Genomic DNA, 19,703 nt, shown 5'->3' with positions numbered 1-19,703 from the left:
AAATTTGAGGATTTTCTAGATAAAACGATTTTTCTTCATGCGCTGTGGTAAAATAATAGGATTGAAATATACAAGCAAGGAGACGAATCGATAATGACAGAAAATCTAGATTTATTTGAACTGAATAAGCTATTTATTCTTGGACGTCCGATTGTCTCTATTTTCCATAATGTTCAAAATATGTATTCTATTGTGCGCGTGAAAATTCAAGAAACAAATTTGCAATATGAAGATAAGGAAATTATTGTCGTTGGTTATTTCCCACAATTGCAAATGGACGAACAATATCGTTTTACAGGAACGATGAGACAGCATCCAAAATATGGTGTACAATTTCAAGTTGAAACCTTTACAAAAGAAGTGCCCGCAACTGAGCAAGGTATCGTTCATTACTTATCGAGTGATTTATTTGTTGGTATTGGAAAAAAAACGGCTGAAACAATTGTAGAGAAACTTGGACCCAATACAATACGTCTTATATTAGAAGACCCGAATGTCCTTGATGGTGTACCACGACTATCTGCTGAAAAAAAGGAAGTTATTCATCGTACCATTGAGCAAAATCTTGGATTGGAACGGGTTATGATTCAGTTAAATGAATGGGGATTTGGCCCGTAGCTCGGTATGAAAATATATCAAACATATCGTACAGAGACGCTTGATTTTTTAACTGAAAACCCTTATCGACTCATTGAAGATGTGGACGGTGTCGGTTTCTTTCGGGCAGATGAGCTTGGTGCAAAATTAGGTATTACAGGCAATCATCCTGACCGTATTAAGGCGGCTATTTTACATATTCTAAATACAGCAGCGTTATCGGATGGTCATGTATTTTTAGATGCGGAACATGTATTACCACAAGTGAAAGATATGCTGGAGCAAAGTCAACGCCAAGAAATACCATACGAAGCAATTTCCAAGGCATGTATCGATTTGCGTGAGGAAAATAAAATCTATGGTGAAGAAACGAGACTATATTTGCCATCTCTATATTTTTCGGAGATTGGTATTGCCTCAAAAATAATTGCGCTAACGGAACGCAATAGTCAAGCGAAGCATTTTAGTAAAGATGAAATTCGCAAGGCAATCGGCGAAACAGAAGCATTGTTAAGTGTCACATATGCAGAAACACAAGCTTTTGCAATTGAACAAGCACTTAATTCAGCTGTCATGATTTTAACAGGTGGTCCTGGTACAGGAAAAACGACGGTTGTTAGGGGCATTGTTGAAGTATATGCCAAACTTCACGGGCTTTCACTAAATCCAAAGGAATATGCGCAAAAAGAAGAGCCATTCCCTATTATTTTATGTGCACCAACAGGTCGTGCAGCTAAACGTCTAGCTGAGTCTACGGAACTACCTGCGATGACCATCCACCGCTTATTAGGCTTTACAGGTCAGGAGAAAGAGGAAGAAACGGAGCGAGAGGTTACTGGAAAACTAATCATTGTCGATGAAATGTCCATGGTAGATACATGGCTTGCCCATCAATTATTAAAATCATTACATGAGGATGTGCAAGTTGTTTTTGTTGGCGATCAAGACCAGCTACCGCCAGTAGGTCCAGGACAAGTGCTCAAAGATTTACTTGCTTCGCGACAAATACCGACTGTTGAACTGACAGATGTTTATCGTCAGGCGGAAGGTTCAACCATTATTGAACTCGCCCATCAGATTAAACGTGGTACAATTCCAAATGATCTAACGATGAAAACATCGGATCGTTCCTTTATTAAAGCTTCTTCAGAGCAAGTGGCAAATGTTGTAACACAAGTTGTGAAAAGTGCAGTAGCAAAAGGGCAAGAAATCCGAAATATCCAAGTTTTAGCACCGATGTATAAAGGACCAGCCGGAATCGATAACTTAAATAAATTGATTCAAGCGCTTGTCAACCCGAATGATACTGGTACAAGAAAGGAACTTGTCTTTGGTGATGTAACGTATCGCATAAAGGATAAAGTATTACAGCTTGTAAACCAGCCAGAAAGCAATGTTTTTAATGGGGATATGGGTGAAGTCATTAGTATTATTAAAGCAAAGGAAACAGTGGAGAAGCAGGATTTACTTGTCGTGTCTTTTGATGGAATTGAAGTAACTTATCAGCGCAGCGATCTTAATCAATTAACATTGGCTTATTGTTGCTCCATTCATAAATCACAAGGTTCAGAATTTCAAACGGTGATTATGCCAGTGGTGCGTGGCTATTCGAAAATGCTACGTCGTAATTTATTATATACTGGTATTACACGTGCGAAAAATTTCTTAATTTTATGTGGTGAACCAGATGTGCTAGCTAGCGGTTTACAACGAACAGACGATTTACAACGCTTCACGTCTCTGCGCGCACGACTTAACCCAATGGAAGCATCTAATGAGGTTATATTAGTGGAGGAGACGCAAACGCAACAAAATGAAGAGAACAATCAACAAGAGGATGCTACGACTGTGCTACAGCTAACGGTCGAAACCTTACCATCCATCCATCCAATGATTGGAATGGATGGCATATCTCCATATGATTTTATGGATGAATCATAAGAAAAATTAGTTTTATGAGGTGAAGAAATTGAAACGCATTGTGTACTTGCTCCTATTCATGCTGCTATTACCATTCGTGCACAAGGTACATGCCAGTAGTATAGTTATTCAAGTGAATGAGGAAGCAACTGTCTTTGATAATCGTTCAGGCTCACTTGAACAAGTAGGAACATTATCAGCAGGACAAACATTTGAAGTGGCAAAAGATTATGGGCCTATTTGGTGGCAAATTCGTTGGGGAGGTAACTACGGTTATGTAGATAAACGATACACGACTGTTGTTCCATCCAAGACATATCAAAATAACGTACCTTCTGTTGTCAAAGTAAAAGATTACATTGTAGCAACAAAGGTAACGCCTGTTTATGATAATACCGGTAACAAACTAGTGCAATTTGCAACATTATCGGAAGGTGTTCGTTTCCCCTTATATAGTAAAATGGGCAGTTGGTACGGAATTGCTGTGAACGGACGACTGGGTTTTGTACATAGTAATTTTGTTACAGAAGAAAAAGGGCAGGACACCACTGATCCATCAACAAAGCCGGTTGAAAAACCTACGCCGACACCACCAACATCACCAACAACCCCGCCAAGTAAACAAAATGGCTATATTGAAGCGTTGGAAAATGCTGTTCTCTATGATCTTCGTCGAGAACAACCAATGTCGATTGCGACACTGTTAAAAGGGCAACAGTTAGAAATTGCCAATGTTATAGATGAAATGTATGTTCAAGTACGGTGGGGCAAAACGTTCCTTTATGTGGAAAAATCAAAAATAAAATTTGTCAATACGCCGTCTTTTAAAAATAGCGGTAATGATAATGCAGTAAAAAATCAATATTTCATCCCAATATCAGGGAATAATGAAATTTACGATCGAACAGCGAAAAAATTACAGCCATTTGCAAAGTTGGATGTAAATCGACGCTACCCCATTTTACGAAAAGAGCAGAATTGGTATGTTACGACAATAGGTGGACGTGAAGGTTATATTCACAGTTCTAAGGTAGCATTAGATCGTGGCGTACCTGTTATGATGTACCATCATTTCTTAAAGGAGAATGAATTAGGACGCTTTAAAAATGTAAGTACAACGATAACAGATACCCAATTTGCTCATGAAATGAAGTATTTGAAAGATAAAAAATATGAAACGGTTAGTACGGATGATTTAGTGCGCTTTATGCGCAATGAAATTACATTGCCTGCTTATTCCATTGTTTTGACATTTGATGATGGTTTATTATCTACAAGAGAATATGCCTATCCAATATTAAAAAATTATGGATTTCAAGCAACTCAATTTTTAATTACGTATCGCAATGAATATTCACCTGCAGAACAACTGTTTAATTATAATGATTTACAAGCACTGTCAAAACAAGATATGGATTATATGCAAGATGTCTTTACGTTTGAATCGCACACCTATAATTTACACGATATGATTGGAAATAAAGGGAAAATGTTGTTGATTCCTTACCATGAGGTCGTAGAAGATTTAAAGCGCAGTTTAACGTTTATACCGAATGCAAAAGCCTTTGCCTATCCATTTGGTCAATATAATGCCAATATTATTTATGCGGTGAAAGAAGCTGGGTTTACAATGGCATTTTCAACAAAGCCTGGCTACAACAATCCATATGATGATATCTACCAAATTAAACGCCTTTACAGCGATCAACAAACGAGCTTAGCGCAGTTCAAAAAAATGGTATCACCTTTTGCGCAATAAAAGAGCGTGGACTGGACTAACTGCTTTTCGACGAAAAACTATATGGTCAAAAAACAAACCCGCATCTTCAGGGAAGATGCGGGTTTGTTTTGTAGTAGATGTTATTTCAAAAGGATGGGATTAATGCAAGCCGATTAAGTGATGTTTTACCACTTCATATGCTTGGCAAACATTTTCGTATTGATCTTGTTCTTTTGCAATCATATCAGAAGCAATAGAGAACAATAAATTTTCTTCATTATGATCTTCCATTTGGTTCATTAAAGCTGCTTCCATTTGAGCTACATAGGAAATAATTTGTGTATTCATTTTTATTTTCTCCTTTATTGGACAAATGATGTTTTTCTTTTCTTGATGTCTATATCTTACTCCAGTTAGTCAAAAGAAATCTAGAAAGTTGTACTAATGAAATGAGGTATTTTGATGAATGTGACACAAAAATGAACTTGTTTGAAAAGTGCTTTTTGAAACCGTTTTTATCTAAAATCACTGATAATTCAAGCTTTATCCCCAAATTTGTTGTGTATTATTAAACTAGTACAGTTTGCTACGAAATAACGATTGATATAGTACAGATAAGTAGTTGTGGAACGAAAAAACGTAAAAGTTCATATACTACATGGAATGAAAACATAGGTAACTTTTTTAGGGGTGAATGTATGCCAATAATATCAGCAGTATATTAAGCGCATCGATGCATTGCAAACGCATATCTCAATAGATGGCGCAGTCGTTACGGGAAAGGTTTCAGAACATCCAGCATTTAAAGGCGTAATGCAAAGTCAAGCAAAGCTTTTTGATTTGCAGCATGATGAGTCGTTACATGATAGCTTGACCTATGTATCACCAAAGAGTAATGAACGAGTAGGTATGTCTTTTCTACAAGTGACAAAGGTTGAAGATTTAGTAACAAGACGTCAAGCTGCGCGAGAGTGGGCTTTATCTAATCATGGCTTAATGGGAAGAAGTCCTGATTATATGAACACTACTTTAATGGCATTAGCATCTGCCGCTGAATATTTAAAAGATAAGCCAAATTGTTTTCCAGATCATCTGCTAAACTTTTATGAATATGCACGTGAAAATGATTTGACGATGACACATACGTTTATTGAGCCACAAGTAAACCGTCAACGATATCATTATGAAGATGAAGAGGTCATCATTGCGGCTAAAATTGTAGGGAAAACAACTCAAGGACTGGTAATTAAAGGGGCAAGATTGCTTGCCACACAAGGTGGCATTACAGACGAACTACTTGTTTTATCAACAAATGGCTTTGATAAGGAAAAAGGGTTTGGTTTTTCCATACCAAGTGATACGAAAGGATTGAAATTTTTATGTAGACAGTCATTTGTCGGAGGGGAATCAACGTTCGATCATCCTTTAAGCGCACGCTTTGAGGAAATGGATGCGATTGTTGTCTTTGATGATGTCGTGGTACCGTGGGAGCGCGTTTTTTATTATGAAAATAATGAGGTTGCCAATAACTTTATGAATGTGAGTGGCTTCCAAGCGTATACTTTACATCAAGTATTGTCCCGACAAATTGCTAAAACAGAATTTGTTTTAGGTGTTGTCCAATCAATTGTTAATACAATTAATATTGGCGAATACCAACATGTACAGCAAAAAGTAGTGGAAATCATTGTAACATTAGAAACGATGAAAGCTTTATTGCTCAAATCCGAACTAGAAGCTAAAAGAGACGACTTTGGTTATATAAGACCTGACCATCCAACATTACAGGTAGCCATTCAAATTTTCCCTAAAGTCTATCCAACCTTTACAGAAATCATTCAATTATTAGGTGCAAGTGGCTTAATGTCAATCCCGAGTGAAAAAGCATTTGGCGCAGATGATGGGGATTTGGAGCATTATTTACAATCATTTAGGGATGGTGGAGAGGAGCGTGTCAAAAAATTCCGTTTAGCATGGGATTTAACGATGAGTAGTTTTGGCACGAGACAAACGCTATATGAGCGATATTTCTTTGGAGACCCAGTACGTTTATCGAGCTTACTCTACCAATCGTATAATCGGGAGCCATTTATACAAAGAGTAGAAAATTTCTTAAAAAATAAAGATTAAGCGCTATTCGAAATGTTGTACTTTGGTTAATCTTAGATAGCTAATATATTTTTTAGCTGACTGCCATCATTTCATATCAATATAGAAATGCAATGATTGACAGAAGGCCATAATTTTTTTATAATGTGCGTTAGAAAATAGAAAAAACGATGATGGAACAAGTACGTATTTGTGCGTGTAGAAGAAAGGGATTTCTAGGCTGAAAAAATCCTCACGTCAACAAGTGCCGAAAGCTACTCCAGAGTGCAGCTAATCCCTGCCGTTCACTTACGTTACAAGTGCTAAAGAGGTAAGTATACACAATACTTACAACTAGGGTGGTACCGCGAGACAATATACAAAGTCCTCGTCCCTTTTTGGGGATGAGGGCTTTTTTATGCGTATAAGCGGCTTCATATCGTAATTTTACACTATTAGAGGAGGAACTTTTCACATGAAAGCAGTAGAAATTCGCCGTATGTATTTAGAATTCTTTAAAGAAAAAGGACATCACCATGAACCATCAGCACCTCTTGTGCCAATTAATGACCCTTCATTACTTTGGATTAACTCGGGTGTAGCAACATTAAAACCTTATTTTGATGGTCGTATTATTCCTGATAATCCGCGTATTACGAATGCACAAAAATCGATTCGTACGAACGATATTGAAAACGTAGGGAAAACAGCACGTCACCATACATTTTTTGAAATGTTAGGTAACTTTTCTATTGGTGATTACTTCAAAAAAGAAGCAATTCATTACGCTTGGGAATTTTTAACGGATAAAAAGTGGATGGGCTTTGATCCTGAACTTTTATCGATTACCATCCACCCAGAAGACCAAGAAGCATATGACGTATGGCATAACGAAATTGGCATTCCAGAAGAACGTTTAATTCGCTTAGAAGGGAACTTCTGGGATATTGGGGAAGGTCCATCTGGTCCAAACTCTGAAATTTTCTACGATCGTGGAGAAGAATATGGTGCAGATGAAAATGATCCAGAAATGTATCCTGGCGGAGAAAACGAACGTTATTTAGAAGTTTGGAACTTAGTGTTCTCTCAATTTAACCATAATCCTGATGGTACTTATACACCATTACCAAAGCAAAACATTGATACAGGGATGGGACTAGAACGTATTGTATCAGTTGTACAAAATGTTCCAACAAACTTTGATACGGATTTATTTATGCCAATCATTGAAAAAATTGAACAATTTGCCAATCGCAAATACAAGCGTCCTGGTGAAGTCTCGTTAAGTGAAATCTTCGGTTCAGAAGAAGACATTAATACACCATTCAAAGTGATTGCAGACCATATCCGTACTGTGGCATTTGCTATCGGTGATGGCGCTCTTCCTTCAAATGAAGGTCGTGGTTATGTATTGCGTCGTTTACTACGTCGTGCAGTACGTTACGCTAAACAAATTGGTATCGAAAAACCATTTATGTTTGAATTAGTACCAACAGTTGGACAAATTATGGTGGATTTCTACCCAGAAGTTACGGAGAAATGTGAATTTATCCAACGTGTGATTAAAAACGAGGAAATTCGTTTCCATGAAACATTAGATGGTGGTCTTGCTATTTTTAATGAAGTTGTAGAAGCACAAAAAGCAGCGGGGCATGATTATATTCCTGGAGCAGATGCATTCCGTCTTTACGACACATATGGCTTCCCAATCGAGTTAACAGAAGAATATGCAGAAGAAGTAGGCATGAAAGTGGATCATGAAGGATTTGAAGTGTCAATGAATGAACAACGTGAACGTGCGCGTGCAGCTCGTCAAGATGTGGATTCAATGCAAGTACAAAATGAAGTGCTAGCAAACTTAACCGTTGCAAGTGAATTCGTTGGCTATGATACATTATCAGTAGAAACGGAAGTTGCAGCAATGATTGTCAACGGACAAGTCGCGAAGGTCGCTTCAGAAGGTCAAGAAGCTTTAGTTGTCTTAGCAAAAACACCGTTCTACGCTGAAATGGGTGGACAGATTGCTGATAGTGGTGTAATTTCCAATGACGGCTTTACAGCAATCGTTAAGGATGTTCAAAAAGCACCAAATGGACAACCGTTACACACAGTTCTTGTTGAATCAGGTGAAATGCATGTTGAAGATGCAGTAAAAGCGGTAGTTAATCGCAGTGAACGTAATCTCATCATTAAAAACCATACAGCAACGCACATTATGCAACGTGCGTTAAAAGACGTATTAGGTGACCATGTTAACCAAGCAGGTTCTTATGTTGGTCCTGATCGATTACGCTTCGACTTCTCTCACTTCGGTCAAGTAACTAAAGAAGAGTTACAACAAATTGAACGTATTGTAAATGAAAAAGTGTGGGAAGATATTGAAGTCGTGATTGAAGAAAAGGCGATTGATGAAGCGAGAGCAATGGGGGCAATGGCATTATTCGGCGAAAAATACGGTGATATTGTGCGCGTCGTTTCCATTGGCGATTATTCAATCGAACTTTGTGGTGGTATCCATGTAAAACGTTCTTCTGAAATTGGCTTCTTTAAAATTGTATCAGAAGGTGGTATTGGCGCAGGAACGCGTCGTATCGAGGCTGTGACTGGAAAAGTGGCATATGAGGCGGTTAAAGAAGAAGAGGCGCTATTAAATGATGCAGCAGCATTATTAAAAGCAAATCCGAAAGATATTGTCACTAAAGTTCATGCGCTACAAGCAGACTACAAAGAATTACAACGTGAAAATGAAGGATTATCACAAAAAATTGCCAATGCACAAGCAGGTGCTATTGTAGATGCAGCCCAAACATTTGGTGATGTGACAGTACTTTCAACGAAAGTTGAAGCGAAAGACAATAACCAACTGCGTCAAATGATGGATGACCTAAAAGGTAAAATGACAAAAGCTGTTGTTGTCCTAGGTGCTATTGATGGCGATAAAGTCATGTTATGCGCAGGTGTAACGAAAGATTTAGTGGGTGGCAATTACCATGCAGGAAATATTGTGAAAATGGTGGCAGAAGCTTGTGGCGGTAAAGGCGGCGGTCGTCCAGATATGGCGATGGCAGGTGCTAAAGATGCTTCAAAACTTGATGAAGCGCTACTTTCTGTGTATGATTACGTTAAATCCATTTAATTAATACGTCAAATCGGTTATAATAAAGAGAAATCGGAGATGAGCTTCTTTGCACATCTCCTTATTTCTGAAAGCGAGGTGCTGGTCATGAGTTCATTTGATCAAACGATGAAATTTAATTTTCCAGAAGAATCAATGGAACAGGAAGTCAAGCAGGTAATGTTGAAAGTACATTCTTCATTAGAGGAAAAGGGATATAATCCTATCAATCAGATTGTCGGTTACTTACTTTCTGGTGATCCGGCGTATATTCCTCGCCATCAGGATGCTCGTAATTTAATTCGCAAGCTAGAGCGTGACGAAATTCTAGAAGAGCTTGTTAAATTTTATATTAAAAAGAATAACGAGGGCTAGAAATGAGAATTATGGGATTAGACGTTGGGTCGAAAACAGTCGGTGTTGCCATTAGTGATGCACTTGGCTGGACGGCTCAAGGTATTGAAACCGTAAAAATTGATGAAGCAAATGGCGAATTCGGCATCGACCGTATTGCTGAGCTAGTGAAGGAATATACTATCACTGAATTTGTTGTAGGATTCCCGAAAAACATGAATAATACGGTAGGACCACGTGGTGAAGCTTCTGAAAACTATAAAAAGTTATTAGAAGAGACATTTTCACTGCCGGTTAAACTTTGGGATGAGCGTTTAACGACGATGGCTGCCGAGCGCATGCTAATCGAAGCGGACGTAAGTCGCAAAAAACGCAAGCAAGTCATTGATAAAATGGCTGCTGTGATGATTTTACAAGGCTATTTAGATAGCAAAAACTAATTAATGAGGTGGCAAACATGGCTCACGAGCATAACCATGAAGAAGAATTACACGTACAACACATTACAGTGATTGACGAAAACGGAAACGAGCAACTTTGCGAAGTAATTCACGTACACGAGTCTCCTGAATTCGGTAAATCTTATGTATTTTACTCAATGGTAGGAGCAGAAGAAGATGAAGACGGCTCTGTAGAAATCTTCGTATCATCATTTGTACCTTCTGAAAACGGTGAAGATGGCGAATTAACACCGATTGAAACAGAAGCAGAGTGGGACATGGTAGAAGACGTTTTAAACGCTTTAGAGGACGAAGACGAAGAGTAATTGTTTTCATTTTAAAGTGTAAAGAACAAGGATGGCAAAAGCGGTCCTTGTTCTTTTTTTACGCCAATCAACTTGGACGTACAAGGGCAAGAACTAAAACAATCAGCTCATTTGTAAGGAGGAAGTTAAATGAACGAGGAAACACAAGAATTTATTATTATCGGAGAAAATGGTCAAGAGCAAACATGCCGAGTTGTATTTACATTTGATGCCGAGGAAAAATCATATGTATTGTTCTCACTGATAGATGAAAAGGGGCAAGAAATTCCTGGTGATATTTCAGCGATGACATTCGATTATGATGATAACAGCGGGGAAATGATTAATTTGCAACCTGTGGAAACGGATGCTGAATGGGAAATGATTAATGAAGTTGTATTAACACTGTTAGATGAATTTCAGGAGGAACCACAGCTTATAACCGTGACGAATGAAGATGGCACAGATCAGGTGTGCGAGGTTATTCATACATTTGCTTCTGAACAATTTGGCAAATCATATGTACTTTATGTTGCTGTTTCAGAAGAACCAATGGAGGAACGTGATATTTTCGCTGCCCAATATGTACCTGGACCAGATGGAACGATTGAGGATTTACTACCGATTGAAACAGATGCAGAATGGGAATTCGTAGAAGATATTTTAAATGACTTATAAAAAAACATACTCAAAGTATAACTTTGAGTATGTTTTTTTATATATGAGTGCCAGTCACTCAAACAATTTGCTTCGATGTCTAATAGAAAATTTCTATCTCAAGCTAAAAAGGATTCTATCGTCCAACGAATATGGTGTTTAGTAGAGAGAAAAACGTGTGTAACATACAAAAAATAAGGGAATCTTCCCCTGCAAGATTACATAAAGATTGATACATGGGAAAAACAAGAAAAAATAGCATTGACCAATTAAAAGTAAACGGATAAGATTTGTTGTAATAAAAATAGAAAATTTCAAATAGTTTATTTTAAGAGAATTATTCAACTGTACATGAAATGCTCTATATTTATTTGTAATTAAACCAAGTAAATTAATAAAAATAGGAGGATATAATATGAAAAAATTATGGTTATGGTTTGCTAGCGTGTTAATCATTGTAGTTGCTGGCTGTACAGATTCGAAGCAGGTAAAACAAGACGACGTTGTTACATTAAATGTAGGGGCTGCAAGTGTTCCTCATGCGGAAGTATTAGAATATTTAGCGGAAGATCTTGCACAAGATGGTGTGAAGTTAAATATTTCCATATTAAAAGATGCTGTTCAAACCAATCAACAAACAGCAGACGGTGAACTTGATTTCAACTATTTTCAGCACATTCCGTTTTTAGAACAGACGAATAAAGAAAGTAATCTAGATTTGGTAAGTGTCAAAGGTATTCACATTGAGCCATTCGGAGTCTATTCAAAAACAATTCACGATATTAAGGATTTACCACAAAATGCAAAAGTAGCTGTGCCAAATGACATTGTCAATTTTTCACGCGCATTACTACTGTTTGAACATAATGACCTTATCCAATTAGATGATGCAAAGGACAGTGATTTCACAGTTGAGGATATTACAAAAAATGAAAAGAATATTCAGTTTATAGGTGTTGATCCATTGTTATTAGTGCGCTCATTAGATGATGTAGACGCGTCTGCTATCAATACGAATTACGCATTAGAAGGAGGTTATAATCCACTTGAGGATGCACTTATTATGGAAGAGTAGGAGTCACCTTATGTCAATATTATTGCAACGACGAAAGAAAAACAGCAAGATGCTGCCATTCAAAAAGTAGTGAAATGGCTGACAAGTGAAAAGGCGAGAAAATTTTTTGAAGATCAATATAAAGGGGCTGTCGTTCCAGTATTTTAGCATGTTGAACAGATTATACGGATTCAAGTGCATAGGAGGGAAATCTGAATGATTGAATTTATAAATACGACGAAGGAATTTCATGTTGGGCAAGCGACTGTGAAGGCGTTAAATCACATTAATTTAACTATTCAGAAAGGCGATATATTTGGCGTAATTGGCTTTAGCGGTGCTGGGAAAAGTACTTTACTTCGCACAGTGAATTTATTAGAAGAGCCGACATCTGGTGAAGTGCTTGTCAATGGTAAAAATTTAACCAAACTAAGCAAAAAACAATTGCGGGAGGAAAAGAAAAATATTGGAATGATTTTTCAACACTTTAATCTCCTCCACTCTAAAACGGTTTTTGATAATGTGGCAATGCCTTTAGTGTTAAGTGGTGCTAACAAATCGAAAATAGCAGCTCAAGTGCAAGAGGTCTTAACATTTGTCGGCTTGCAAGATAAGGCGCATCGCTTTATTGATGAATTATCAGGTGGTCAAAAGCAACGTGTAGGGATTGCAAGAGCATTAATTACAAAGCCGACAATTTTATTATGCGATGAAGCGACATCTGCTCTGGACCCCCAAACGACAAAATCTATTTTAGCGTTGCTCAAGCGTATCAATAGTGAATATGGCATTACCATTTTGATGATTACACATGAAATGGAAGTGATTCGAGATATATGTAATCGTGTGGCGGTAATGGAGAACGGGCAAATAATAGAAGAAGACAATGTCCTACACATTTTTTCTGCACCAAAGCAAGACACAACGAAAAACTTTGTGCAATCAGTTGTTCGAAATGAAATACCGCAATCTGTTTATGAGCAATTGAATGTCATCGATGGTTCGAAACGAATTTACAATATGAAATTTATTGGGGTGGATGTCGGTCAGCCTGTTGTATCACAAGTAGCCAAGAAATTCGCGGTCGATGTCAATGTACTATTTGGCAATATTACGGAGCTACAAGGCATTCCATTCGGTCATTTAATTGTAGAGCTAGTGGGTTCAGCACCGGAGATTCAAAAGGCGTTTTTATATATTCAAAGTAAAAATATTCATATGGAGGAGGTCGTTGCACATGAAGGTGAGCACACAGATTATCATCGACGCACTGTTGGATACGCTGTACATGGTTAGCATTTCATTAATTTTTGGCGCTATTTTAGGGTTTATATTAGGCATCGTTTTAGTTGTTACGCGCAAAGGGCACATACTTGAAAATAAAATTATTTTCTCGATTGTCAATCCAGTTGTCAATACGTTACGATCTATTCCTTTCATTATTTTATTAGTAGCTATCATTCCATTTACACGTCTACTTGTTGGGACAGCGATTGGCACAACTGCTGCTATCGTACCACTTGTCTTGCATATTGGACCGTATATTTCAAGATTAATTGAAAATTCTCTGCTTGAGGTAGATGAAGGCATCATTGAAGCGGCAAAAGCAATGGGAGCTTCTCCATTTCAAATTATTCATAAGTTTTTACTTCCTGAAGCCTTCCCATCTTTAATTTTAAGCGTCACAACAGCAACGATTGGACTTATCGGGGCAACAGCAATGGCAGGAGCAGTTGGTGGAGGAGGTCTTGGGGATGTTGCCATAACTTATGGCTACCAACGCTTTGATAATGTAACCATTCTCGTGACAGTTGTACTATTAGTCGTTGTTGTTCAAATTATTCAAAGTATCGGCAATACCATTGAAAGAAAGCTGCGAAGAGTAGCTTAAAAGGAGAGCTAGCAATGAAGAAAATACAGTATATTATCGGACTCTTGTCATTATTATTTTTACTTGTAGCATGTACAAAAGCTGAGGAAAACGATGTTGTGAAGGTTGGCATTCGCAGCTCGGAAATCAAAACGTGGGAATATATAAAAGAACAAGCAACAAAGGAACATATACATTTAGAATTAGTGACATTTTCGGCACAGTATGATCCCAATCAAGCATTAGCAGAAGGTGAAGTCGATATAAATGCTTTCCAACATGTCGCATATTTAAATTTATTTAATAAGAATAACGGCACAGATTTACAAGCGATTGGCACAACGATTATGGCGCCCATCGGCTTGTATTCGAACAAATACAAACGGATAGAAGAGATAAAGGATGGGGCCAAAATTGCAGTGCCAAATGATCCTTCTAATTGGGGGCGAGCATTGTTACTGCTGCAAGAATATGGCCTGTTAACGGTTACCAATAATTTTGATGGCAATGGTGGCGAAGATCGTATACAAGACAATCCTAAAAATTTAACGATTGTGCCCGTAGATGGGGCGACGACACCTCGTGTCATGGAGGATACTGATTTTGCGGTTATTAATAATGGAGTAGCTGTTGAAGCAGGCTTGCTTTTAAAGGATGCGATTATTCATGAAAATGAAACAGCGAAGCCTTTTATTAATGTCATAGTGGCAAAGCCTGAAGATAAGGACAACGCAAAATTGAAAAAAATTGTGGAGATATATCAGCGTAAAGAAACAGCAGATTTTGTCTCTAACATTTCAAAGGGGAACTATATTCCTGTCAACATGCCATTGGATGAACTAGCAACATGGAAGACGTTTTATTCATATTAAAGGAGAGATAATGAAAAATGGCGGAGAACAAACAATTAAAGTTAGCTTTATATTTAATCGGGGCAGGCATGCATGTTGCGGCATGGAAGCATCCTTTAGCGCAGGTCGATGCAAGCATTGATATTATAGCATTACAAAAAGTAGCACAACTTGCCGAAAAAGGTAAATTCGACATGGCCTTTGTGGCAGATAGTTTAGCCATTAATCACGAATCCCATCCACATATTTTAAATCGTTTTGACCCACTGATTCAAATTACAGCGCTTGCTGCAGCGACATCCAAAATAGGGCTTGGTGCAACAGCTTCGACTACTTACAGTGAACCGTATGTATTAGCAAGACAATTAATGTCCATTGATCATATCAGCAATGGACGTGTTGCATGGAATTTAGTGACAACGGCAGATGCAACCGGCCAAACAGCTTTAAACTTTAGTCGTGGTCAGCATTGGGAGCATGACCATCGCTACGAACGAGCAGAAGAATTTATTGATGTCGTGCAATCATTATGGGATTCTTGGGAAGATGATGCCTTTGTCTATGATCGTGAAAATAATATTTTTTATGACCAAGAGAAAGTACATGAAACGGCATTTAAAGGTAAATATTTATCTGTGAAAGGTCCGCTAAACATTGCGCGTTCGATACAAGGGCAACCCGTTATTGTTGGGGCCGGAGCATCTAAGCCAGGGCAAAAATTGGCTGCACGAACAGCGGAAGTTGTTTTTGTCCATTGGGATGATATCGAAAAAGCCAAAGCACATTATCGCACTTTAAAGGCACAGCTAGCGTCGTTCGGTCGAACGGAGGAGGAGTTGCTTGTTTTACAAGGTATCTCGCCCATAGTAGGTGATACTGAGGAAGAAGCCATTCGTCAATACAATGAATTGCAATCATTGATAGACCCATATGAGAGCTTGAAGTTTGTTTCAGGTTATATGGGCAATGTTGATTTTTCAAAGTATTCGCTAGATACGCCAGCTATTGAAGTTGAGTTTCCTGCTGTCAACAGTATTCAAAGCCATTTTAACGAGCATTTAGAGATTATTAAAAAAGAAAATTTAAAGGTCGGTGAGTTGTATGCCCGCCTGTTTGGACCTGCTAGACGTGATGCCTTTGTTGGAACAGCGGTACAAATTGCTGACGAAATGGAACGATGGTTGAAGGAGGGGGCAGCTGATGGATTTATGCTGCAATTTCCGTTGTTACCACGTGATTTAGAAAACTTTGTAGAGAAGGTTGTACCAATATTACAAGAGCGTGGCATCTATCGTGAAGATTATACAGGGACAACATTGCGTGAACATTTAGGGCTAAAGAAACCTCAAAACCGATTTACGAAAAGTAAGGTGATCGATTAATGCGTGATGTTTTTATCCGGAATGAGCGAGAACAACAGCTCGTTCAATATGCTCGTAAACTTGCTGGGCAAATTGAAGAAACAGCTGCTATTTATGATGAAAGTGGTGCGTTTCCTTTTGACCATTTTAAATTGTTGGAGGAGGCAGGGTATTTTCGATTGACTGTACCGAAAAAATACGGCGGCGAGGAAATCTCTCTCTATGAAATGCTATTAGTGCAAGAGCAGCTTGCTAAAGGAGATGGGTCAACTGCTTTAGCGGTTGGCTGGCACTTATTAACGTTTTTAAATGTAAGAGAAGCGAAGTTGTGGCCGCAGCATATTTTTGCAGAACTAAGTCGTAAAGCTGTGGAGGAAGGTTCCCTGTTAAATATTATTAATAGTGAACGAGGAAAGGGCAATATTTCACGGGGTAGTTTGCCTGGCACGACTGCCAAAAAAGTTCCAGGTGGTTATATCATTACCGGCGAGAAAGCTTTTGCTTCACTAGCACCAATTTTAAAGCAATTCACGATTATTGCATATTTAAAAGATGAAAATGTAACTGCCGAGTTTCTTATGACAAAAAATGAGCAGGTTGAAGTGGTGAATACGTGGGATGCAATGGGCATGCGAGCAACAGGTAGTCATGATATCATTTTCCACGATACTTTTGTGCCAGATGAGGCATTATTATATCGTCACCGTCCGAATGAAGTGAATCGATTTTTAGCAGATGGACGTGTCTATTCTTTAGAAATTCCCGCGGTCTATTTAGGAATTGCAGGTGCGGCGAGGGATTATGTAGTCGAGTTTGCGAAAAATACGTATTCTTATAGCTTGGAAAATACAATTGCACACGCTAGCCATGTGCAACAAAAGATTGGAGAAATGGAGGTGTTGTATCAAACAGCACGTCGTACGCTTTACAGTATTGCTGCACAAGCAGAACAGCACCCGACAGGTAAACAGGATTTAGCGCAGGATGTTAGTATTGCAAAATATGTGATTTGTCAACATGCCATAGACATTGTGACGAAAGCAATGCAAGTTGTTGGAGGCCGAAGTTTGTCGAAGTCTAATAAATTGCAACGACTTTTTCGAGATGTTCAGTGTAGCCGCTTTAATCCACCAGCTGATGATGTTGTTATTGCTCAACTAGCGCAAGGTTTGTTAGTAGAAGAGAAAAAGCAAGGAGCGTTGCAATTATAAAGGTATAAATCTGCTAAAGAATGTATTAGCAGATTTTTTTATGTGTGCAATTTCTCCTGAATTGTCATTTCTGTTTGTCGAAAAAGTTGATTTCTAGTATGATATTGGATAGTGATAGGGGGGAAACCCGTGGATAACGGTTCTAAAAAACAAGAAATGTTTTCAAAAATGGAAGAAAAAAAATCTGAGGTAAAAATCGTGAGAAAAATCGTAGCTATTATAGCCATTACGTTTTTATTATTATTTGGCATTATCGGTTTAATTGGGTACAACTACGTTAAAAGTGCGCTTAAACCGGTGAATCCGGATGCGACGAAAACCATTGCTGTTGAAGTACCAATTGGCTCTAGTTTAAGTTCGATTTCGGCTTTGTTAGAGAAAAAGGGCATTATTAAAGATGCGAAAGTCTTTAAATATTACGCCAAGTTTAAAAATGAATCTCAATTCCAAGCAGGAAATTATGATTTAACCCAAGCGATGACATTGGACGAGCTGATTGAGAGTTTAAAAACAGGCAAGGTGTATCGTGAGCCAATCTTTACGATGACGATTCCAGAAGGTCTAACACTTGATCAGATAGGTAAAATCGTAGAAAAGAAAACACCTTATACTCAAAAAGAGTTTATGGATTTAGTAACAAGTGAAGCATTTGTTCAAAAAATGATGGCTAACTATCCAGAACTTATTACAGATGCGGTTTTAGCTGATAATATTCGCTATGACTTAGAAGGGTATTTATTCCCAGCAACATATTCTTATTTTGAAGAAAAACCTTCGTTAGAGTCAATTGTTGAAGAAATGATTGCAGCGATGAATAATGTAGTGAAAAATTATAGTGAAGTGTTAGTTGAAAAACAAATGTCAGTCCATCAACTTTTAACGTTTGCATCGTTATTAGAGGAAGAGGCAACAGCACAAACAGATCGTGAAACGATAGCGAGTGTATTCTATAATCGTATAGAGAAAGGCATGCCACTACAAACAGACCCAACTGTTTTATATGCCCTTGGTTCACATAAAGATCGCGTATTGTATGAAGATTTAGAAGTGGAAAACGCTTATAATACTTACAAAAATAAAGGATTACCGCCAGGGCCAATTGCTGGTGCTGGGAAAACTTCGATTGAAGCAACGTTAAATCCGAGCAAAACTGATTATCTTTATTTCTTAGCAGATAAAGAAGGAGTTAACCACTTCTCAAAAACATATGATGAGCATTTGCAAAAGAAAGAACAATATATTAAGTAAATCTCAGTAATTTGAGGCAAATAAATAGCACAATAAAATAGATAGAAGGAAAGAAAAATAGCTTTCCTTCTATTTTCGTGCTATTATAAATTGTGATTTTTAATCAATTATACGTGGTGGCAATTGTTTCGTGCATATCGACTAACAATTGCTCATTTTTGTATGGCAAAGTACCAAGACATCACGTTTGGTCTTTTTCTTTTTGTAGCAAAGTGATGATGAAGTTTGGATAACGGGAGTGCTCGTTTCCTTTTAAATGAGGGTGAATTTTACAATGGAATTATCGGATGCATATATACAATCATTTATTCAACCACGTAATGACTTGCTTTTAGAAATGGAAGCATATGCGGAAGAAAATCATGTACCGATTATGCAGTTAGCTGGAATAGACGCACTGAATCAGTTGCTACGTATTCAAAATCCGGCAAAAATTTTAGAAATTGGCACGGCAATTGGTTACTCAGCAATACGGATGGCAGAGGCTTTGCCAAATGTGCAGATTGTTACGATCGAACGTGATGAAGAACGTGTCGCTCGTGCAAAAGCTTATATTGCAAGATCGACCGTGTCCAATCGTATTACGGTTATTGAGGGAGATGCTTTAGAGGTAGACGATAAGGCAATTCACACAACTTTTGATGCGGTTTTTATAGATGCAGCAAAAGGACAATACCAACGATTTTTCGAAAAATATGCCCCTCTTGTCAACTCGGGAGGCGTCTTGTATATCGATAATATGTATATGCATGGCTTGTCCGATTTGGACTTAAAAGACGTACCACGTCGCAAGCGCACAATGATTCGGAATTTAAAAAACTTTACCGATTGGATTATGCACCATCCTGACTATACAAGTGCATTTTTACCAGTGGGGGATGGCTTATTATTATGTTTGAAGAGGTGACGACT

At 38.0% G+C, this 19,703-nt stretch carries 15 protein-coding genes and 2 pseudogenes; 16 read left to right on the top strand and 1 reads right to left on the bottom strand.

Annotated features, from left to right (window positions below):
- The first annotated feature begins 93 nt into the window (after positions 1 to 93).
- Together recD2 and LO754_RS16045 are read left to right on the top strand one after the other, a co-directional pair.
- A pseudogene (recD2, locus tag LO754_RS16050) lies at positions 94 to 2,538 on the top strand (SF1B family DNA helicase RecD2).
- Positions 2,539 to 2,566: 28 nt separating this feature from the next.
- Positions 2,567 to 4,276 (top strand): polysaccharide deacetylase family protein, encoded by a 1,710-nt coding sequence (locus LO754_RS16045; RefSeq protein WP_231784781.1) that lies wholly within the window; start codon positions 2,567 to 2,569, stop codon positions 4,274 to 4,276.
- 120 nt (positions 4,277 to 4,396) lie between these two features.
- Here LO754_RS16045 and LO754_RS16040 read toward each other — a convergent pair whose 3' ends face one another.
- Entirely contained in the window at positions 4,397 to 4,585 is a 189-nt protein-coding gene (locus tag LO754_RS16040; protein ID WP_024363120.1) for a hypothetical protein, read from the bottom strand.
- A 372-nt stretch (positions 4,586 to 4,957) separates the two neighbouring features.
- On the opposite strand from LO754_RS16040, the gene hpaB reads away from it, so the two are divergent.
- The 14 genes and pseudogenes from hpaB to LO754_RS15970 all read left to right on the top strand — a co-directional run bounded on the left by hpaB (position 4,958) and on the right by LO754_RS15970 (position 19,698).
- The gene (gene hpaB / locus LO754_RS16035; protein WP_255702671.1) at positions 4,958 to 6,367 is read left to right on the top strand and encodes a 4-hydroxyphenylacetate 3-monooxygenase, oxygenase component; all 1,410 of its coding nucleotides are present in this window, start codon (positions 4,958 to 4,960) and stop codon (positions 6,365 to 6,367) included.
- Between the two features lie 433 nt (positions 6,368 to 6,800).
- Positions 6,801 to 9,461 (top strand): alanine--tRNA ligase, encoded by a 2,661-nt coding sequence (alaS, locus tag LO754_RS16030; protein ID WP_025220080.1) that lies wholly within the window; start codon positions 6,801 to 6,803, stop codon positions 9,459 to 9,461.
- A gap of 87 nt (positions 9,462 to 9,548) precedes the next feature.
- Positions 9,549 to 9,815 (top strand): IreB family regulatory phosphoprotein, encoded by a 267-nt coding sequence (locus tag LO754_RS16025; RefSeq protein ID WP_024363117.1) that lies wholly within the window; start codon positions 9,549 to 9,551, stop codon positions 9,813 to 9,815.
- A gap of 2 nt (positions 9,816 to 9,817) precedes the next feature.
- Positions 9,818 to 10,234, top strand: coding sequence for a Holliday junction resolvase RuvX (gene ruvX, locus LO754_RS16020; RefSeq protein ID WP_024363116.1), 417 nt, complete (start codon positions 9,818 to 9,820; stop codon positions 10,232 to 10,234).
- Positions 10,235 to 10,251: 17 nt separating this feature from the next.
- Positions 10,252 to 10,560, top strand: a complete 309-nt coding sequence (locus tag LO754_RS16015) for a DUF1292 domain-containing protein (protein ID WP_024363115.1) — start codon at positions 10,252 to 10,254, stop codon at positions 10,558 to 10,560.
- Between the two features lie 129 nt (positions 10,561 to 10,689).
- Entirely contained in the window at positions 10,690 to 11,217 is a 528-nt protein-coding gene (locus LO754_RS16010) for a DUF1292 domain-containing protein (protein WP_231784779.1), read from the top strand.
- A 394-nt stretch (positions 11,218 to 11,611) separates the two neighbouring features.
- Positions 11,612 to 12,418: pseudogene (locus LO754_RS16005) on the top strand (MetQ/NlpA family ABC transporter substrate-binding protein).
- Between the two features lie 48 nt (positions 12,419 to 12,466).
- On the top strand, positions 12,467 to 13,546 hold the full coding sequence (locus LO754_RS16000; protein ID WP_229387171.1) for a methionine ABC transporter ATP-binding protein: 1,080 nt from the start codon (positions 12,467 to 12,469) through the stop codon (positions 13,544 to 13,546).
- On the top strand, positions 13,488 to 14,141 hold the full coding sequence (locus LO754_RS15995) for a methionine ABC transporter permease (protein ID WP_025220077.1): 654 nt from the start codon (positions 13,488 to 13,490) through the stop codon (positions 14,139 to 14,141). Before LO754_RS16000 ends, LO754_RS15995 begins: the two co-directional genes overlap by 59 nt.
- A 14-nt stretch (positions 14,142 to 14,155) precedes the next feature.
- Complete coding sequence (locus tag LO754_RS15990) at positions 14,156 to 14,992, top strand: MetQ/NlpA family ABC transporter substrate-binding protein (RefSeq protein ID WP_231784778.1); 837 nt, start codon at positions 14,156 to 14,158, stop codon at positions 14,990 to 14,992.
- A 17-nt stretch (positions 14,993 to 15,009) separates the two neighbouring features.
- Positions 15,010 to 16,353, top strand: coding sequence for an LLM class flavin-dependent oxidoreductase (locus LO754_RS15985; protein WP_231784777.1), 1,344 nt, complete (start codon positions 15,010 to 15,012; stop codon positions 16,351 to 16,353).
- The gene (locus tag LO754_RS15980; protein WP_108029829.1) at positions 16,353 to 17,543 is read left to right on the top strand and encodes an acyl-CoA dehydrogenase family protein; all 1,191 of its coding nucleotides are present in this window, start codon (positions 16,353 to 16,355) and stop codon (positions 17,541 to 17,543) included. The genes LO754_RS15985 and LO754_RS15980 overlap by 1 nt, the downstream gene beginning before the upstream one ends.
- A 129-nt stretch (positions 17,544 to 17,672) precedes the next feature.
- Positions 17,673 to 18,791, top strand: coding sequence for an endolytic transglycosylase MltG (gene mltG, locus LO754_RS15975; protein ID WP_024363107.1), 1,119 nt, complete (start codon positions 17,673 to 17,675; stop codon positions 18,789 to 18,791).
- A 274-nt stretch (positions 18,792 to 19,065) separates the two neighbouring features.
- Positions 19,066 to 19,698 (top strand): O-methyltransferase, encoded by a 633-nt coding sequence (locus tag LO754_RS15970; protein WP_024363106.1) that lies wholly within the window; start codon positions 19,066 to 19,068, stop codon positions 19,696 to 19,698.
- Positions 19,699 to 19,703 lie beyond the last annotated feature (5 nt).

Origin of the sequence: Lysinibacillus sp. GJ-1 (assembly GCF_021166035.1) — a bacterium.
Taxonomy (GTDB): Bacteria; Bacillota; Bacilli; order Bacillales_A; family Planococcaceae; genus Lysinibacillus; species Lysinibacillus sphaericus.
This window is presented reverse-complemented; position numbering and strand designations above follow the sequence as displayed.